Genomic DNA, 18,305 nt, shown 5'->3' with positions numbered 1-18,305 from the left:
ACCGGGCGCGATCAGCGCCCCAGCCATGGGTTGCGGGCCATTCTGTCGGCTTCGAAGGCCGCGATCCGGTCCATGTAGGTGAAGGTCATCTCGATCTCGTCCAAGCCCTGCAGAAGGCAGTCGCGGGCGAAGGCGTCGATGGTGATCGGATGTGTGCCCAGATCGCCGGGCAGCACGACCTGCGCGGCTTCCAGGTCGACCGTGACGGCGGCGTCGGGGTTGGCGGACAGGTGATCCGCCAGGGCCTCGCAGGTCGTGACCGGCAGGCGGACCGGGACGATGCCGTTCTTGAGCGCGTTGTTGAAGAAGATGTCGCCGAAGCTGGGTGCCAGCAGTGCGCGGATGCCCGCATCAGCCAAGGCATAGACCGCGCCTTCGCGGGATGACCCGCAGCCGAAGTTGTCCTCGACCAGCAGGATCCGGGCTTGCTGTGCGTCGGGCCGGTTCAGCGGAAAGCCGGGGTCGAGGTTGCCCTTCGCGTCGCGGCGGATGTCGTGGAACAGGAACTTGTCGTATCCCTCGGCCCGGTCGGCCTTGAGAAAGCGGCCGGGGATGATCTGGTCGGTGTCGCAGTTCACGCCCGGAACATAGGCGACGGTCGAGGTTTCGCGGGTGAAGGCCTTCATCGCATCCTCCTCACAGCCTGCGGACATCGGTCAGCCGCCCGGTGATCGCGGCGGCGGCGGCCATGGCGGGGCTGACCAGATGGGTGCGCGACCCCGGACCCTGCCGCCCCACGAAGTTCCGGTTCGATGTCGAGGCGCAGCGTTCCCCCGGTCCGACCACATCGCCGTTCATCGCCGCGCACATGGAACAGCCCGATTGCCGCCATTCGAAGCCCGCCTCGCGGAAGATGCGGGCCAGGCCCTCGGCCTCGGCCTGTTCGCGGACCTGGGTGGAACCCGGCACGACGATGGCGGGGACGGCGGCCTTGCGGTCCTTGAGGATGGCTGCGGCGGCGCGCAGATCCTCGATCCGGCTGTTGGTGCAGGAACCGATGAAGACCCGGTCGATGGGCAACCCGTCGAGTTCGGTGCCAGGTGCCAGGTCCATGTATTCCAGCGACTTGGCGGCGGCCTTGCGCTTCTCCGGGCTGGCAAAGCTGGCGGGATCGGGGATGCGGCCGGTGATCGGGACGGCATCCTCGGGGCTTGTGCCCCAGGTGACCATGGGGGCGATGGCCGCGCCGTCCATCTCGACCTCCCGGTCGAAGGGGGCGCCGTCGTCGGTCGGCAAGGCTTGCCACTGGGCCATGGCCAGATCCCATTCCTGATCCGTGGGCGCGTAATGGCGTCCCGCGACATAGCGGAAGGTCGTCTCGTCCGGGGCGACCATGCCCAGGCGGGCGGCAGCCTCAATCGACAGGTTGCACAGCGTCAGCCGCGCCTCGACCGACATATTGCGCACGACCTGGCCCGCATATTCGATGGCGTGCCCGCCCGCGCCCGCCGCCCCGATCCGGGCGATCAGCGCCAGCATCACGTCCTTGGCGGTGACGCTCTGTCCCAGTTGCCCGTCCACCGTGACGCGCATGGTCTTGGGCCGCATCTGCCACAGGGTCTGGGTCGCCAGAACATGGGCGTTTTCCGACTGCCCGATGCCGAAGGCGATGGCCCCAAGCGCGCCTTGGGTCGAGGTGTGGCTGTCCGAACAGACGATGGTCAGGCCGGGCAGGGTGATGCCTTGTTCCGGCGCCACGACATGGACGATGCCCTGTTCGCGGCTGGACAGGCCGAAATGGCGCAGGCCGCCCCATTCCATGTTCTCGTCAAAGGTGCGGATCATGCGGGCGATGGCGGGGCTTGCCGCGTCATCCGCGCTGCGCCCCAGGGTGGGGACGTAATGGTCCGCGATCCCGAAGATCTGCTGGGGACGGCGGGGGCGCAGGTTGCGGCGCTTCAGGTCGGCGAAGGCATGGAAGCTGCCCTCGTGGATCAGGTCGCGGTCGATATACAGAAGCGACTGCCCTGACGGGTGCCGCATGATCTCATGCGCGTCCCAGATCTTGCTGAACAGGGTTCGCGGCGTCTTGTCGGATGCTGGCGTCATGGCGATCCGTTCCTTGTTCATGCAGGCCCGTCAGACCTGGCTTTCGGCCGCAGCGGCGATCTGGCCCACGGGGGCGGTCCAGACGCCGTCATGGCCCAGGATATAGTCCAGCACCTCGCGCAGGTATTCGACGCGATAGGGCATCCCCGATACCCAGGAATGCAGCGGCAGGCTCATCACCCGGCCGCCGTATTCGGCGCTTTCGCGATACAGCACGTCGAAGCGGTCCTTGACCTGCTGGACCCATTCGGGCTCGGACTGGAAATATTCGTTGGCGACCACCCGGTCGTCGGTCTCGTATGCCAGCGGCATCGCCAGAAGCCTGCCTTCGCTGGTCCGCATTGGGTAGGGCAGGTCGTCGTTCGCCCAGTCCAGGTTCCAGCGGATGCCGTTGCGGGCCAGCAGTTCGGGCGTGTTGAAGCCCTGCGCGCGGCCGGGCGACAGCCACCCCTCGACCGGCTGGCCCCTGGCGCCCCGCAGCAGGCGCAGCGTTTCGGCGATGATCGCGTTCTCATCCTCGGCCGACAGGCCCGAATGGTGGACCTTGCCCATGTCCAGACCATGAGCCACCACCTCGTGCCCCCCTTCGACCACCGCCTTCAGCAGCGCGGGATAGCGGGTGGCGATGCAGCCGTTGATGGCAAAGCTGGTTTGCAGCCCCTTTTCCGCCAGCAGCCGCAGGATGCGGAACACGCCGATGCGGTTGCCATAGTCGCGGTTGGTGAAATAGCGGAAGTCGGGATAGGGCATCGACAGCGCGCCGGGCGCTTTGAAGGGCTTGGCGGGCATATCCAGCGGGAAATGCTGCACATGGGTCACGACCGACAGCGCGATCCGCGCGCCGTCGGGCCAGGTGATCGGCTTGCGCGCGAACATATCCGACCAGTCATAGCGGTCGTGATCCATGCCGTAGCGACGGGCCGGATAGTCGAGGTAATTCTCGGGAAGCGACATCAGCGGTCCCCCTGCGCGTGCTTGGCGGCGGCAGCGGTCATCGCGTCATAGGCGCCGCTGGCGTGATAAGCCTCGGCAATCTCTCGCCCCGTGGCCTGCCAGACGCCGTCATGGCCGGCGATATAGTCGATGGCCTCGGCGAAGGCGTCGATGCGGTGGGGCTGGCCCACCAGATAGGGATGCAGCGGGATGCACATGACCATGCCGCTTTCGTGGGATTCCTTGTAAAGCTGGTCGAACTGGCGGCGGATGATCTCGCCATAGTGGCGCGGCGTGACCTTCTGGCTGTTATACACGATCACGTCGTTCATCTCGAGCGAATAGGGCATCGAGATCAGCTTGCCGGACTTGACCTTCACGGGCATCGGCTGGTCGTCGTGGAACATATCGCAGGTATAGCGGATCCCCGCCTCGGCCAGGAGGTCCATGGTCCACAGGTTGTTCGACAGCGCGGGCGACAGCCAGCCCGCCAGTTCCTGACCCGTGTGCTTCCGAACCGTATCAAAGGCGTCGCGGATGATCTCGCGTTCCTGGTCCACCGTCATGTTATAGACATAGCGGGTGTTGTAGATACCGTGGGAAAAGAACTCCCATCCCCGGTCGGCGCAGGCGCGGATGATTTCCGGGTGATGATCGCAGAGCGCGACGTTCAGCGACACCGATCCGCGAAAGCCCGCCCTGTCCATCGCCGCCATCATCCGCTGCCAGCCCGCGCGGTTGCCATAGTCGCGGTGCGAATATTGCAGAACGTCGGGGTTGGGGCGGCCCCAGGGGGTGCGGGTGGGGTTGTTCGGCGGATCGTATTCGTAGAATTCGATATTGGGCGCGATCCAGACGGCCAGCTTCTTGCCGCCAGGCCAGGTGATCCTGGGCCGCCCCGGCCAGGGCAGATAATCGTAAAGCCCTAGGTCCGACTGCATCTCGTTCGTGCCGTCCATCTCAGCGTGCCTCGGGCTGATAGGCGTCATACCAGGCGATGGCATCGGCCACCGGGATCACGTCGCCATACTTGACCGAGATGTCATAAAGGTTCGCGAAATGCGGGCTTTCGTGCTTGTCGGCCACGCATTCCTCGGGGACGATCACCCGATACCCCCGAGAGATCGCATCCACCACGCAGGCCCGCACGCAGCCCGAGGTCGAGCCGCCGGTCAGTACCACCGTTTCGCACCCGTGCCAGACCATCAGCGATTGCAGGTTCGTTTCATGAAACGGCGATGCCATGCGCTTGTTGATGACGATGTCCTTGACATGGTCGATCTTCAGGCGCGGATCGAATTCGGCGCGGCGCGAGCCCACCTTGATGTTCTGCAGCGAATCCGGCGTGTCGGTTCGCGTGCCCCAGACCCCGCAATCCTCGCCCGATTGCATATAGGCGACATAGGTCCAGGTGATCGGCAACCCCTTGGCACGGGCCAGGTCGGCCAGTTGGTTCACATAATCCAATTGCTTGGGATCGGTCTCGTAAGCCGTCGCGAACTCGCCCAAGCCGGTATAGGCCAGTTGCAGGTCGATGTTGATCAGCATCGGCTTTCTGCCGAACCCGAAACGGCGGCGGGTGGGATTGGCCTTGGCGTGCTCATAAATCTGCCGGGCCGTCAGCGACGACATTTCCATTCCTTGGACCTCCTCTGGCTGCGCCTGCGGATCGGGCCTTGGCTGGCCTTCGGCCTTGCCTCCTCCACACCTGATCCACGGCCGCGTTTCATTTATTGTTATCTCTTTATGTCATTTGTAAAGAAAAAATTTCGACCGGATATCAAGGGGAAGATATCCCGCGCGGCGGCTGGAGGTTCAGCCGATAGATGCGGCAACCTGCGCGTGAGCCGCTTGCTTTTCATCCTGCGGGAGGTCTTGGCAGATCGGAAAACGACACACCCGTGGATGCGAACATTGCCGCCGAGCTGGACCGCGATCCGATTTGACCGCGCCTCAGGCGACTTCGGCTGCCAGCCAGTCGCGGAAATGGATCAGCGGGCGGGATTCGGCCCGCGTCCGGGGCCAGACCAGGCGATAGGCCCCGCGTCCGGGAACAGCCGGTCGCAGGATGGGCAGCAGGTGGCCCTCGGCGATTTCCTGGCGAGCCAGATAATCGGGCAGAAGCGCCACCCCAAGCCCCGATATGGCGGCCTGGATCATCATGGAAAACTGGTCCATCACCATCCCGCCCGACGGGACCGCCTGCGCCCCTTGTCCCCGGAACCAATCGGCCCAGGCACCGGGCCGGGTTTGCAGATACAGCAGCACAAGGCCTTCCAGGTCGTCTGGCTGCATGATCGGATGGGCGGCCAGAAAGGCTGCGCTTGCGCAGGCCGTCAGGCTTTCGCCAAACAACAGCAGGCTGTCGTCGGGAACGGTGTCGCCCTGGTGATAGATGATCGCGGCATCGAACGGCTCGTTGCTGAAGGATACCGGCTGGAAGCGCGTGGTCAGGTTCACCATGATCCCCGGATGCCGGGTCATGAAGCCGGGCAGGCGCGGGGCCAGCCAGCGTGTGCCAAAGGTCGGCAGCACCGCCAGGTTGATGCTGCCCCCTTCCGGGTTGGCAATCAGCGACATGCCGCCCCGCTGGATCAGGTCAAGCGCCGCCGAGATGTCTGCGTGATAGCGGGTGGCCCCTTCGGTCGGGATCAGGCGGCGGCGGTGGCGCAGGAACAGCGGCTGGCCGATCTGGTCCTCCAACGTCTGGATCAGGCGGCTGACGGTGCTTTGCGTCAGGCCCAGCTCCTGCGCCGCAGCCGTCACCGACCCGTGCCGCATCACCCCGTCGAAGGCCAGAAGCAGGCTGAGGTTCGGCAGGTATCGCCTGATGCGCATGAACATTCATCCGATACATGATCTCATGGACATTTATCATTTTTGATGTGACTGCCAAATGGATACTGTTGCTGCAACAAGTCAGGAGCTTCCGATGTCCACCAAATCCCACAAAGGCGCGGCGTTCGACTGGGCAGACCCGTTCCTTCTGAACGACCAGTTGAGCGAAGAAGAGCGGATGATCCGCGACAGCGCGGCGGCATTCGCGGCCGACCGGCTGGCCCCGCGGGTCACCGACGCCTATCTGAACGAGACGACCGACCCCGAGATCTTTCGCGAGATGGGGGCGGCCGGCCTGCTGGGCGTGACGGTGGACGATGCCTATGGCGGCGTGGGTGCGTCTTATGTGGCTTACGGCCTGGTCGCGCGAGAGATCGAGCGGATCGACAGCGGATACCGCAGCATGGCCTCGGTGCAAAGCTCGCTGGTGATGTTTCCGATCGAAGCCTATGGCAGTGAGGAGCAGAAGCAGAAATACCTGCCGAAACTCGCCAGCGGGGAATATATCGGCTGCTTCGGATTGACCGAACCGGATGCCGGGTCGGACCCTGCCGGCATGAAGACCCGCGCCAAGAAGACCGAGGGCGCCTATGTCCTGAACGGCGCCAAGATGTGGATTTCCAACAGCCCCATCGCCGATGTCTTCGTGGTCTGGGCCAAATCCGACGCGCATGGCGGCAAGGTGCGCGGCTTCGTGCTGGAAAAGGGCATGAAGGGCCTTTCCGCCCCCAAGATCGAGGGCAAGCTGTCGCTCCGCGCATCTGTCACCGGCGAGATCGTGATGGAGGATGTCGAGGTGGGCGAGGACGCGCTGCTGCCCAACATCGAAGGCATGGGCGGGCCGTTCGGCTGCCTCAACCGCGCCCGCTATGGCATTTCCTGGGGCGCAATGGGGGCCGCCGAGGATTGCTGGTTCCGCGCCCGCCAGTATGGGCTGGACCGCCACCAGTTCAACCGTCCCTTGGCCGCGACCCAGTTGTTCCAGAAGAAGCTGGCCGATATGCAGACGGAAATCGCCCTGGGCCTGCAGGCGTCCTTGCGGGTGGGCCGTCTGTTCGACGAAGGCCGCTTCGCGCCCGAGATGATTTCCATCGTCAAGCGCAACAACTGCGGCAAGGCGCTGGATATCGCGCGCATGGCCCGTGACATGCACGGCGGCAACGGCATTTCCAGCGAATACCACGTGATTCGCCATGCCCAGAACCTGGAAACCGTGAACACCTATGAAGGCACGCATGATGTCCACGCGCTGATCCTGGGGCGTGCGCAGACAGGGATCCAGGCCTTTGGCTGATGCGCCGCTGAAGGGCCTGCGGGTCGTCGAACTGGCCCGGATCCTGGCCGGGCCGTGGATCGGCCAGACGCTGGCCGATCTGGGGGCCGAGGTCATCAAGGTCGAGGCGCCCGAAGGCGACGACACCCGCCGCTGGGGTCCGCCCTTTATCGACCGGCCCCGCGCCGACGGAACGACGGAAAAGGTCGCCGCCTATTTCCACGCCGCGAACCGGGGCAAGACTTCCGTGGTCTGCGACTTCAACGACGCGGGCGAGCTGGACCGGCTGCGCGCGCTGATCGACGAAGCCGATGTGGTGGTGGAAAACTTCAAGGTCGGCGGGCTGGCCCGCTTTGGATTGGATTACGACGCGTTGTCGGCGCGCAATCCGGGACTGGTGTACGCCTCGATCACGGGCTTCGGGCAGGACGGGCCACGCGCGACCCAGCCGGGATACGACTTCCTGATCCAGGGGATGTCGGGGATCATGGACCTGACCGGTGCCCCTGACGGAGAGCCGCAGAAGGTCGGCGTGGCCTGGATCGACATCTTCACCGGGCTTTACGGGGTGATCGCGGTGCAGGCGGCGCTTGCGGAACGGCAGCGGTCCGGGCGCGGGCAGCATCTGGACCTGTCGCTCTTGGATTGCGGGGTGGCGGTGCTGGCCAACCAGGCCACGAATTACCTCCTGGGCGGCACGGTGCCGCACCGGCTGGGCAATGCCCATCCCAACATCGTGCCCTATCAACTGTTCCCGGCATCCGACGGCCACCTGATCGTGGCCTGCGGCAATGACCGGCAATTTGCGGCGCTGTGCCGCGTGCTGGATCTGCCCGATTTGCCCGCCGATCCCGACTTTGCCACCAACCCCGCCCGCGTGGCCCATCGCGACCGGCTGGTGCCGGTGCTGGCTGCCGCCACCGCTCGGCAGACCCGCGCCAGCCTGATCGCCGCGATGGAAGCGGCGGGTGTTCCCGCAGGCCCGGTCAACGACGTGGCCGAGGCGTTGTCGGAACCCCAGATCGCCGCCCGGGGCTTGCAGATCGCGCCCGAAGGTATCCCGGGCCTGCGCACGCCTATCCGCTTTGGCCGAAACACCCTCGATCACAGTCGCGCCGCCCCCGCGCTTGGGGAAGGGGAATGGGGGTTCGGAAAGGATCCCGGGCAATGACGGTTCAAACAGTGGGGATCACCTTGGCGGGCAGATGGGCGACGGCATCGCCCATGCCCCGGCTGGATATGATCTCCAGGTGACCGACCTCGGCCAGCTGGAATCGTTCATTCGATCAGGGTCAGCAGTCCTGCCGCCAGTCTTGCGCGTTCCGGCAAGCTTGCAATCTCGATATGCTCGTTCAGGGTGTGCAGCCCTTTGCCGCGAACGCCGATCGAGTCCAGCGTGGGCACGCCCATGGCGCCCGTGAAGTTCCCGTCCGAGCCGCCGCCGGCACTGCCTGCGGCAAGATCGAAGCCGATCCGGGACGACACCTGCCGCGCCAGGTCATAGAGCGCCATCGTGCCCGGCTGCGGCTCCCACACGGGGCGGGTGACGCCGCGGGTCACGATGAATTCGACCCCATCCTCCTCTCCTTGAAGGGCAAGCATGGCGGCCACGCCACGGTCAAGATCCTCTTGCGTCTTGGCCATGCTGAGGACCTCGGCCCGGCAGGACGATGACACGCAGTTCACCCACTGCCCGGCATGGATCACACCGACCGAGAAGGTGCAGTCGTCGGTCGTCATCGCCTCGATCTGCAGGATCCGTTTTGCCATTGCCGCGATGGCGGAACGTCCGTCTTTCAGCGCCCAACCTGCGTGGCTGGGCCGGCCCTGCGTCAGCAGGTCGAAGCGCGCGATGGCATAGCGGCCGGTGACCGCGCCACCGTCGGGGGATGCGGGTTCCGGCACCAGCACCGCGCGCTGACCCCGCGCCGCATCCTCGATCAACCCACGGGTGGCGGGGGTGCCGACCTCCTCGTCCGGGGTGAACAGGAAGGTGACCGGCAGCGGCGTGGTCAGGCCGGCTTTGCGGATCTGGCGCATGGCTTCCAAGAAGACATAGTTGCCGCCCTTCATGTCCATGATGCCGGGTCCATAGGCCAAGCCGCCCTCGCGGCGGAAGGGCAGGGCGTCCAGCGTACCGATAGGATGGACCGTATCCATGTGGCCGGACACGAGGATGCCCGGCTTGCCCTGGTCGGGATGGGGGAAGGTCGCGCGGATCGACGTGCCGAAACCCTTGGTGCCGGGGATCGTCTCGACCGTGGCGCCGATGGCCGCAAGATCACCCGCGGCCAGATCCATCATCCGGCTGACGGCGGCTGCGTCCCAGGTGGGGCTTTCGCATTCGACCCAGGGGCGCAGGCCTTCCAGCATTTCGTCGGCGTCGAAGGGCAGATCCAGCGCGTTCATGCAGCGTTCCCCAGCGGTAGGCGGCGTTCGATCAACCGGGCATAGATCGAGGCACCGACCGGCAGGATGGCCGGATCCAGCACGAAGCCGGGATTGTGCAGCGGGACCGTTCCGGCATGGCCGAGGTTGCCATAGGCGCCGGGCACCGTGTGCAGCATGTCGGCGAAATCCTCGGACCCGGTAAAGGGCGCGCTGTCGGTATCGACCTGCTGTTCGCCCACGACATCGGCTGCGGCCTGCGCCCAGGCATCCGTCAGGTCGGGATCGTTCAGCAGCACGTCGAAGATCTCGCGAAAATCCACGGTCACGGTGACACCATGGGCCTTGCCCATGCCCTCGCAGATGTCGCGCATCCGGGCCTGCATCAGGTCGCGCACCTCGGGCCGGAAGAAGCGGATCGTTCCGGCCAGCGTGGCCGTTTCCGGCACGACATTATAGGCGCTGCCCGCGTGAATCTGGGTCACGGACAGGACGGCCTTGTCCAGGGGATCGACGTTGCGACCCAGGATGGTCTGGAACTGGCCGACCAGGCTTGAGGCCACCACAAGGGCGTCGCGCGACTGCTGCGGCATGGCGGCGTGGCTGCCCTTGCCGCTGACGGTGATGTCAAAGAAGGACGCGCCCGCCATGGCCGCCCCCCTGCAGATCGTGGCCTGGCCCGGCTTCCCGTTGGGCTGATTGTGCATTCCGTAAACCTCGTCCACCGGGAAACGCTGGAACAACCCGTCCGCGATCATGCCGCGCGCGCCGCCCAGACCTTCCTCGGCCGGCTGGAAGATGAACACGGCGGTGCCGTCGAAATTGCGGCTGGCGGCCAGGTATTTCGCGGCGCCCAGCAGCATCGTCGTGTGGCCGTCATGGCCGCAGGCGTGCATCCGGTCTGCATTGCGCGAGGCATAGTCCAGGCCGCTGGCTTCCTGGATCGGCAGGGCGTCCATGTCCGCGCGCAGGCCCACGCGGCGGTTGCCCTGGCCGCGCCCGCGCAACAGGCCCACGACGCCCGTCCTGCCGATGCCTTCATGCACCTCGTCCAGGCCGTATTCGCGCAGCTTGGCCGCAACGATGCCCGCAGTGCGCACTTCCTCGAACCCGATTTCGGGATTGGCGTGCAGGTCGCGGAAGACCGCTTCCAGGTCCGGGGCGGCGGCGTCGATCTCAGGCAGGTTGGGCATGGTTCACCTTCGGCATCTCGCGGAAATTGTGGAAATCCCAGGATCGGCCGGGGGCGGCATCGATCAGGGCGCGGGTATAGGCATGGGCGGGCGCGGCCAGCACTTCGGCGGCGGGGCCGTGTTCGACAACGACGCCGCGCTGCATCACGATCACCTCGTCACAGATCTGGGCGGCAACCCGCAGGTCATGCGTGATGAAGACGATGCCGATGCCCAGGTCGCGCTGCAACTGGTCCAGGAGATCCAGCACCTGTGCCTGCACGGATACATCCAGCGCCGACACCGCCTCGTCTGCGACCAGCACGTCGGGGCGCATCATCACGGCCCGCGCGATGGCGATCCGCTGGCGCTGACCGCCGGAAAACTGGTGGGGATAGCGTGCCAAGGCATCCTCGGGCAGGCCCACGACGCGCATCAGGCGCGCGGCCTCGGCCAGGGCCTCGCGGCGCGGCGTGCCATAGTTCAGCGGGCCTTCGATCAGGCTTTCTGCGATGGTCCAACGGGGGTTTAGCGACCGCATCGGATCCTGAAACACAACCTGCAGCTTTTGCCGGTGCGGGCGCAGAGCGCCGCGCGACAGGTTCGCGATGTCGGTGCCGTCCAGCATGATCCGCCCCGAGGTCGGGTCGATCAGCCGCATGATGCAGCGCGCGACCGTGGACTTGCCCGACCCGGATTCGCCCACGATCCCAAGGGTGCGCCCGCGCGTCAGGGTAAAGGCGACGTCCTTCGCGGCATGGGCCTGCGGCAGCTTCTTCAGGATGCCGCCGCCGCCATAAACCTTGTTCAGCGCATCGACCCGCAGCACGGCGTCATCAGAAAGGGCGCGCGCGGGGCGGGGCGACAGGCTGGGCACCGCCGACAGCAGCTTGCGGGTGTAATCGGCCTGGGGATGGCGCAGCAGAGCCTCGACGGCGCCATGTTCGACGATCTCGCCGTGCTTCATCACATAGACCGTGTCCGCGATCTCGGCCACGACGCCCATGTCATGGGTGATGAACAGCACCGCCGTGCCGTGCTTTTCCTGCAATTCGTCGATCAGCAGCAGGATCTGTTTCTGCGTGGTCACGTCAAGGGCCGTGGTCGGCTCGTCCGCGATCAGCAGCACGGGTTCCAGCACCAGGGCCATGGCGATCATGATCCGCTGGCGCTGCCCGCCCGAAAGCTGGTGCGGATAGGACCGGAAGATGCGGTCCACGTCGGGCAGATGCACCTGTTCCATGATCGCGCGGGCGCGGGCGCGGCGTTCGGCCACCGGCAGGCTGGTGTGAAGCTCCATCACCTCCATGATCTGGTCGCCGACCCGCAGGACCGGGTTCAGCGCCGTCATCGGTTCCTGAAAGATCATGGCGACGCGGGCGGCGCGAAGCTGGCGCATCTGCGCCTGGCTCAGCGGCAGCAGGTCGCGGCCCTCCAGCGCGATCGTGCCCGTCGCGACCTTCAGCGCCTCGGGCAGAAGGCCCATGATCGCCAGCGAGGTCACGGATTTGCCCGACCCGGATTCGCCCACCAGGCAGACGGTTTCGCCCTGCCGGATCGTCACGTCGATGCCCTTGAGAACCTGCGGGTTGCCCGGCGTTTCCGGCAGGCTGACGGTCAGATTGCGGGCTTCCAGCGCGACGGGCGCCGTGTCGAAGTTGCGTGTCTTGAACAGCATCGGCCTTACCCCGCCCGTTTCTTCAGTCGCGGGTCCAGCATGTCGCGCGCGGCATCGCCCAGCAGGTTAATCGACAGGATGCACAGCGACAGCGCGAGGCCGGGATAAAGGATCAGTTCCGGCTTGATGCGAAAGAACATCCGCCCCTCGGCCATGATGTTGCCCCAGGTGGGGGTTTCGGTGCTGACGCCCGCGCCCAGAAAGGACAGGATCGCCTCGGTCAGGATGGCGGATGCCAGGATATAGGTGCCCTGCACGATCAGGGGCGCCAGCGTGTTCGGGACCAGATGCCGGACCAGGATTTTCGGCATGGACGTGCCAAGGGCTATTGCGGCCTCGACATAGGGTTCCTCGCGCGCGGCCAGAACGACCGCGCGGACCAGCCGGACGACGCGCGGGATTTCGGGGATGGTGATCGCGGCGATGACCGACCCCACGGATGGACCGTTCAGCGCCACCAGTGCGATGGCCAGCAGGATCGACGGGATCGCCATCAGCGCGTCCATCATCCGCATGATGATCGCATCGGCGGTGCGGAAGAATCCCGCGACCATGCCGATCACCAGCCCCAGCAGGACCGACACGACAGCGGTGGCAAGACCGATGATCAGGGACAACTGGCCCCCGATCAGCACCCGGCTGAAGATGTCGCGGCCGAAATTGTCGGTGCCAAGCGGGTGTCCCTCGATCGGGCCTTTCAGGCGCACCATCGGGTTCATCGCCAGGGGATCATGCGGCGCGATCCACTGCGCCAGCAGCGTCAGCACCACGATGACGGCCAGCACCACGGCGGCGATCTTGCTGCCCCACCCGAACTGCGGCAGCCGCAGCGCGCGAAGAACCGGCTGCATGGCAGAGGTCGGCGGCGGAATGGGGGCCATCAGTAACGAATCCTCGGGTCAAAGAAGCTGTAGCTGAGGTCGATCAGCAGGTTCACCAGCACATACAGAAAGCTGGTCAGCAGGATCATGGCCTGGATCACCGGATAGTCGCGAGCCAGGATTGCATCGACCGTCAGCCGCCCGATGCCCGGGATGTTGAACACGGTTTCCGTCACCACCACGCCCCCGATCAGCAGCGCGAAGCCAGACCCGATCACTGTCAGGATCGGCACGGCGGCATTTTTCAGCGCGTGGCGGAACAGGACGGTGCGTTCGGGCGCGCCCTTGGCGCGGGCGGTGCGGATGTAATCCTCGCCCAGCACCTCCAGCATATTGGCCCGCGTCATGCGCGCGATCAGCGCGATATAGATGGTGCTGAGCGTCAGCGCGGGCAGGAAGGCGTTGGACAGGAACGCGCCCAGACCGCTGCCGATCGGCGTATAGCCCTGGACCGGGAACCAGCCCAACTTGAGCGAGAAGATCAGGATGAAAATATAGCCGATCACGAAGACCGGGACCGAAAATCCCAGGACCGAAAAGGTCATCACGGCATAATCCGCGGCGCTGCGATGCTTCCAGGCGGCCAGCACCCCCATCGGCACGGCCATGGCCACCGACATCAAGATCGTCAGGATCGCGATGGCAAAGGTCGGCCCGATCCGGTCCGCGATCATCGCCGACACCGGCGTGTTCGAGATCAGCGAGACGCCCAGGTCCCCCTGCAGAAGCCGCCCCACCCAGGTGACGAACTGGATGTGCAGGGGCTGGTTCAGGCCCATCGCCTCGCGGATGCGTTCAAGCTGCGCGGGCGTCGCCATGTCGCCCGCGATGATCGCGGCCGGATCACCCGGCGTCAGGCGCAGCAGCAGGAAGACGAAGACGGCGACCAGAAGCATCACCGGAATGACGGCCAGGATGCGCCGCAGGATGTAACCCAGCATCAGGTTTCCTCGGATCGGACGGGCAGGTCAGGGGCAGCGCCGTGGCACCGCCCCCCGCAGGCGATCACTCGGCCTTCTGGAGGTTCCAGAACACCGGCACGGGCGAGTTGATCATCTCGGTGATCCCGGCGCGGCGTGCCTGGGGCAGGGTGTACTGGCCCAGCGGGATCAACAGGCCGTTGTCCATCGCATGGGCCTGGATTTCCTCGGCCACGGCCTTCTGGGCTTCGGCATCGGCCGCGTCGATGAACTTCTCCTTCAGCTCCTCGACCTTCTCGTCGGTGGGCCAGCCGAACCAGGCATCATTGCCGCGCCCGTTCAGCATCGGGTTCGATATCGGGTTCGAGATTTCCGGCACCATCCAGTTGGTGATGAAGATGTTCCACCCGCCTTCCGCCGGGGCCGACTGGCTGGCGCGGCGCGTGACCAGGGTCTGCCAGTCCATCGGTTGCAGTTCGACGTTGAACCCCGCCTCGCGCAGGGCCTGGGACACCACGACCGGCTGCGTGGCCAGGGCCACCATGTCGGTGGGGGCCATCAGCACGACCGGCGTATTGTCATAGCCCGCTTCCTGCAGCAGCGCCTTGGCCTCTTCGACCCCGCCGCCCGCCGTCAGCGTCTCGGTGCCGACCTCGCTGCCCAAGGGGGTGCCGCAGCCCATGAGGGCGCCGCAAACCTGGTAATATTCGGGATTGCCGACCATCGCCGCCAGAACGGGTTCCTGCTGGATCGCCTTCAGCGCCGCCTGGCGGATCTGCTGGTTGTCGAAAGGCGGATGGAGGAAGTTCATCCGTACCATCGTCTGCATCCCGGTCGGTTCGCGCTTTTCCACGACGATGTTCGGATCGCCTTCCAGCAGCGGCAGCAGATCGACCTGCATCTGCTCGATATAGTCGATCTCTCCGCCCGAGAGCGCGTTCACGGCGGTCTGGATGTCGGGCATATTTACCCATTCGACGCGATCGACGTTGACGACCTTGCCGCCCGCCATCCAGTCCGCGGGTTCATCGCGCGGGACATATTCGTCGAACTTCTCGTAAACGACGGTCAGGCCCGGCTGGAACTCGGCCTCGACAAAGCGGAAGGGGCCGGACCCGGTGTAATCCGTGATCGCCTCGTCGGCCGAGGTTTCGGCCACGCGGGCGGGCATGATGAAGGGCGGCAGCGCAGACTGCTTGGACAGGATGTCCAGCATCGGCACGAAGGGTTCCGTCAGGGTCCAGGTGATGGTCTTGTCGTCCGTGGCTTCCAGGCTGGCTGTGCGGTCCATGACGACCTGGCCACCCGCGTCCTTCAGCCCCCAGCGTTTCAGCGAGGCCACTGCATCGGCGGCAGTCACGGGGGCGCCGTCATGGAAGGTCAACCCGTCGCGCAGGGTGAAAGTATAGGTCAGTTGGTCGTCGGACACGGTCCAGTCGGCCATCTGCGGCTGCGGCTGGTATTGGCTGTCCTGCGCGATCAGCACGTCATAGATCATGTAGGCGTGGTTGCGCGTGATATGGGCCGTGGTGATGACCGGGTCCAGGACGCGCAGTCCCGAATGCATCACGGCCTTGACCGTGGTTTCGGCCCAGGCCGCGCCGGTCAGCATGGTCGAGGCCAGAAGCGTGGCTGTCAGTCGGTTGAACATGAGATCCTCTCTGTTGAACGATATCGCGGGCCGATCTTGGCGTCAGCCTTGGGCGGGTGGGATGAAGGGCGGGCCGCCCGGCTCCAGCCTGATGCCGGGATGCAGGTGGCGGAAGGGCAGGCCGGCGGGGCTGATGGGCATGGGGCCGGGCGCGGCGCAGGTCAGGATGGCTTCGGCGATGGGCGCGAAATCGGCGCGGAAGTGGTTCGAGCTTTTGACCACCAGGATGGCCTGGGCCTCCGGCTCGATCCCCAGAAATCGGAACATCTCCCGGTCGGCCATCTGGGCCTTTTCGGATGCCACGGCCACGCGGACGCCGCCGATGCGCAGGCAGGCCGAGGGGCCAAGCTGCAGATGCGCGCCGCCATAATAAGCACCCGTCGCATGGCAGCGGCCGTCGGACAGGGCTTCCACCTCGAAGGTGGCGGCATAGGGGGAATCGCCCTGGATCCCGGACTTGCCGCCCAGGGCGATCTGGATCCGGGCGCCCATGCCCGCCGCATGGGCTGCGGCCGCAGCCCCGGGATCGGTGATCAGCCCGATGGCTGCTTGTTGGGCACCCGCCTGGATCAGCGCCCGCAACATCCCCGTCGTGTCGGAATCGCCCCCCGCGCCGGGGTTGTCCTGGGTGTCGGCGATGACGACGGGACGCGTGGCCGTGGCCGTGGCGGCAAGGCGCTGCGCCTCTGCCACGCCGGTGTCAGGCAGGAAGAAGCGACCTTGGAAGGCCGGTTCGGCGTCGCGGACGGCCTGGGCGATTCGGTCCGCGGCGGCGTCGGCCTGTTCCTGGCTTTCCGCATAGGCCAGGACCGAGGGGCGGCAATCCACGAAATCCGCCGCAGGAAAGCCCATGAAGAACGACGCGCGGAGGCCTTGGGCGTCATGTTCCGCCACCAGGTCGTAAAGCCCGGCCGCCGGCTGGCCCATGGTGGATTGCCAGGCGATCGGGATCAGGAAATCCAGCTGCCGGAACGCCTTGAAGTTCGCGCGGCCCCGCATCAGCCCGCCCAGTTCCTCTGCCGCCCTCTGCCCGGTCAGGGCCATGTCCACGTGCGGATAGGTGCGGAACCCCACCAGGCGGTCAGCCCCATCCACCATCTGCGCGCTGATATTGCCATGCAGATCAAGCGCCGCGACGATGGGCACATCCAGCCCCACGACCTCGCGCACGCGGGCGATCAGCGGCCCCTCGCCATCGGGCGCACCCTCGGCCACCATGGCCCCGTGCAGGTCCAGGAACACTCCATCGACGGGCAGCACCCGGCGCAGACCCTCGACGATCTCATCGCAGATGGCTCGATAGCAGGCGGCGGTCACCGGGGCCGATGGCACGGCCCCTGCCCAGGTCAGCGGCAGCAGATGCCAGCCATGGCGTTCGGCATGGTCGATCGCACCAGCGACCGGCAGGTTGACCTGCCGCGCGCGTTCCAGGATCTGCGTGCCGCGGCTTAGCGGCAGATAGCCGCCGCCTTGTTCGAAGGCTGCCATGTCGGCCGGGCTGGGGGCAAAGGAATTGCTTTCATGGACAAAACCGGCAAGGGCGACGCGCGGCGCTTGATCTTGATTGGGGATTGCCGGCATTCTGTATTGCGATCCGATACGACTGCATTGCATGATGAGTTTAGTTAGTGAATTTTCATCATGTCAACGTCGGAGATGCGCATGGTGCAGGAAAACCCGGCTGCGTCCCTGTCGAACCCAGAGGATTCCCTTTTTATTCAATCCCTTGCACGCGGGATGAGCGTTCTCGAGGCATTCCGCGAAGCCGACGGGCCGCTGTCGTTGGCGCAGATCGCTGCCAGGGCCGGACTGACACGCAGCGCAGCGCAGCGCCTGGTCCATACCTTTCGCAAGCTGGGCTATCTGACCTTGTCCGAGGACGGGCGCGGTTTTCGCCTCGACCTGCAGATCCTGGATCTGACACATGACTATCTGCGGCTGAACCCGCTGGTCCGTCGCGCCAGTCCCGTGCTTCTGGAACTGCGCCGCAATGTCCGGGAACGGGTGGACCTGTCGTTGTTTGACGGGCGACGGATGGTCTATGCCGCCCGGATGCAAAGCAAGCGAGAGACCTTCTTTGCCACATTGGTGGGCAACAGCGTCCCCACGGCCTGCACATCAGGCGGTTGGGCCGTCATGGCGATGCTGCCCGATGATGAAGTGAACAAGATCCTGGAAGGGCAGCAAATCCCGCAGATCACGCCGCGGACCCTTACCGACCCGTCCGCGATTTGGGAGCAGATCGCCTTGGCCCGCGCGAATGGTCACGCGTTAGCAGTCGAACAAATCCTGATGGGAGAGGTGGCCCTCGGCGTGGCTATTCCTGACGCAGACGGACGACCGATTGCGGCGATCCACATTGCGGCGTCGCTTTCGGAATGGGCGCCGGAAGATTTCCGCCGACGTGTTGCCCCCCTGGCGGCCGAGGCCGTCCGCAGTATCCTGTCCAACTGACGATTTCGCCAACGGCGGTTCCCGTCATGCCGCCCAGGACCGCGTTACCGGTTCCCCAGTGGCCGCCC

Annotated in this window: 16 protein-coding genes; 3 read left to right on the top strand and 13 right to left on the bottom strand. The window is 65.7% G+C overall.

The window, feature by feature from the left end; all coding sequences use genetic code 11:
- Positions 1-11 precede the first annotated feature (11 nt).
- The 6 genes from leuD to Q5701_RS09475 all read right to left on the bottom strand — a co-directional run bounded on the left by leuD (position 12) and on the right by Q5701_RS09475 (position 5,820).
- The gene (leuD, locus tag Q5701_RS09500; protein ID WP_306754991.1) at positions 12-626 is read right to left on the bottom strand and encodes a 3-isopropylmalate dehydratase small subunit; all 615 of its coding nucleotides are present in this window, start codon (positions 624-626) and stop codon (positions 12-14) included.
- Positions 627-636: 10 nt separating this feature from the next.
- Positions 637-2,070 (bottom strand): 3-isopropylmalate dehydratase large subunit, encoded by a 1,434-nt coding sequence (gene leuC / locus Q5701_RS09495; RefSeq protein ID WP_306754990.1) that lies wholly within the window; start codon positions 2,068-2,070, stop codon positions 637-639.
- Between the two features lie 9 nt (positions 2,071-2,079).
- Positions 2,080-3,003 (bottom strand): polysaccharide deacetylase family protein, encoded by a 924-nt coding sequence (locus Q5701_RS09490; RefSeq protein ID WP_306754989.1) that lies wholly within the window; start codon positions 3,001-3,003, stop codon positions 2,080-2,082.
- Positions 3,003-3,941, bottom strand: a complete 939-nt coding sequence (locus tag Q5701_RS09485) for a polysaccharide deacetylase family protein (protein WP_306754988.1) — start codon at positions 3,939-3,941, stop codon at positions 3,003-3,005. The genes Q5701_RS09490 and Q5701_RS09485 overlap by 1 nt, the downstream gene beginning before the upstream one ends.
- A 1-nt stretch (position 3,942) precedes the next feature.
- On the bottom strand, positions 3,943-4,614 hold the full coding sequence (locus Q5701_RS09480) for an isochorismatase family protein (protein ID WP_306754987.1): 672 nt from the start codon (positions 4,612-4,614) through the stop codon (positions 3,943-3,945).
- A gap of 321 nt (positions 4,615-4,935) precedes the next feature.
- Positions 4,936-5,820 (bottom strand): LysR family transcriptional regulator, encoded by an 885-nt coding sequence (locus tag Q5701_RS09475; RefSeq protein ID WP_306754986.1) that lies wholly within the window; start codon positions 5,818-5,820, stop codon positions 4,936-4,938.
- Between the two features lie 94 nt (positions 5,821-5,914).
- Between Q5701_RS09475 and Q5701_RS09470 the strand changes: the two genes are divergently transcribed.
- Both Q5701_RS09470 and Q5701_RS09465 read left to right on the top strand, forming a co-directional pair.
- Positions 5,915-7,114, top strand: a complete 1,200-nt coding sequence (locus Q5701_RS09470; protein WP_306754985.1) for an acyl-CoA dehydrogenase — start codon at positions 5,915-5,917, stop codon at positions 7,112-7,114.
- The gene (locus Q5701_RS09465) at positions 7,107-8,264 is read left to right on the top strand and encodes a CaiB/BaiF CoA transferase family protein (RefSeq protein WP_306754984.1); all 1,158 of its coding nucleotides are present in this window, start codon (positions 7,107-7,109) and stop codon (positions 8,262-8,264) included. The genes Q5701_RS09470 and Q5701_RS09465 overlap by 8 nt, the downstream gene beginning before the upstream one ends.
- Positions 8,265-8,371: 107 nt before the next feature.
- On the opposite strand, the gene Q5701_RS09460 is transcribed toward Q5701_RS09465, so the two are convergent.
- The 7 genes from Q5701_RS09460 to Q5701_RS09430 all read right to left on the bottom strand — a co-directional run bounded on the left by Q5701_RS09460 (position 8,372) and on the right by Q5701_RS09430 (position 17,364).
- Entirely contained in the window at positions 8,372-9,502 is a 1,131-nt protein-coding gene (locus Q5701_RS09460) for a M20/M25/M40 family metallo-hydrolase (RefSeq protein WP_306754983.1), read from the bottom strand.
- Positions 9,499-10,674, bottom strand: coding sequence for a M20 aminoacylase family protein (locus Q5701_RS09455; protein WP_306754982.1), 1,176 nt, complete (start codon positions 10,672-10,674; stop codon positions 9,499-9,501). Before Q5701_RS09455 ends, Q5701_RS09460 begins: the two co-directional genes overlap by 4 nt.
- Complete coding sequence (locus tag Q5701_RS09450; RefSeq protein WP_306754981.1) at positions 10,658-12,331, bottom strand: ABC transporter ATP-binding protein; 1,674 nt, start codon at positions 12,329-12,331, stop codon at positions 10,658-10,660. The genes Q5701_RS09455 and Q5701_RS09450 overlap by 17 nt, the downstream gene beginning before the upstream one ends.
- Positions 12,332-12,336: 5 nt before the next feature.
- Positions 12,337-13,212 (bottom strand): ABC transporter permease, encoded by an 876-nt coding sequence (locus Q5701_RS09445; RefSeq protein WP_306754980.1) that lies wholly within the window; start codon positions 13,210-13,212, stop codon positions 12,337-12,339.
- On the bottom strand, positions 13,212-14,153 hold the full coding sequence (locus Q5701_RS09440; RefSeq protein ID WP_234853321.1) for an ABC transporter permease: 942 nt from the start codon (positions 14,151-14,153) through the stop codon (positions 13,212-13,214). Before Q5701_RS09440 ends, Q5701_RS09445 begins: the two co-directional genes overlap by 1 nt.
- A 64-nt stretch (positions 14,154-14,217) precedes the next feature.
- Positions 14,218-15,783 carry an ABC transporter substrate-binding protein gene (locus Q5701_RS09435; RefSeq protein WP_306754979.1) on the bottom strand — a complete coding sequence of 522 codons (1,566 nt, stop codon included), beginning with the start codon at positions 15,781-15,783 and terminating at the stop codon, positions 14,218-14,220.
- Positions 15,784-15,825: 42 nt separating this feature from the next.
- Positions 15,826-17,364, bottom strand: a complete 1,539-nt coding sequence (locus Q5701_RS09430; RefSeq protein WP_306754978.1) for a M81 family metallopeptidase — start codon at positions 17,362-17,364, stop codon at positions 15,826-15,828.
- 75 nt (positions 17,365-17,439) lie between these two features.
- On the opposite strand from Q5701_RS09430, the gene Q5701_RS09425 reads away from it, so the two are divergent.
- Entirely contained in the window at positions 17,440-18,237 is a 798-nt protein-coding gene (locus Q5701_RS09425; protein ID WP_306755384.1) for an IclR family transcriptional regulator, read from the top strand.
- The last annotated feature ends 68 nt before the right edge of the window (positions 18,238-18,305 follow it).

Source organism: Paracoccus actinidiae (assembly GCF_030863885.1).
GTDB classification, from domain to species: domain Bacteria; phylum Pseudomonadota; class Alphaproteobacteria; order Rhodobacterales; family Rhodobacteraceae; genus Paracoccus; species Paracoccus everestensis.
Note: the sequence above shows the minus strand (reverse complement) of the source record. Positions and strands in the feature narration are given on the sequence as shown.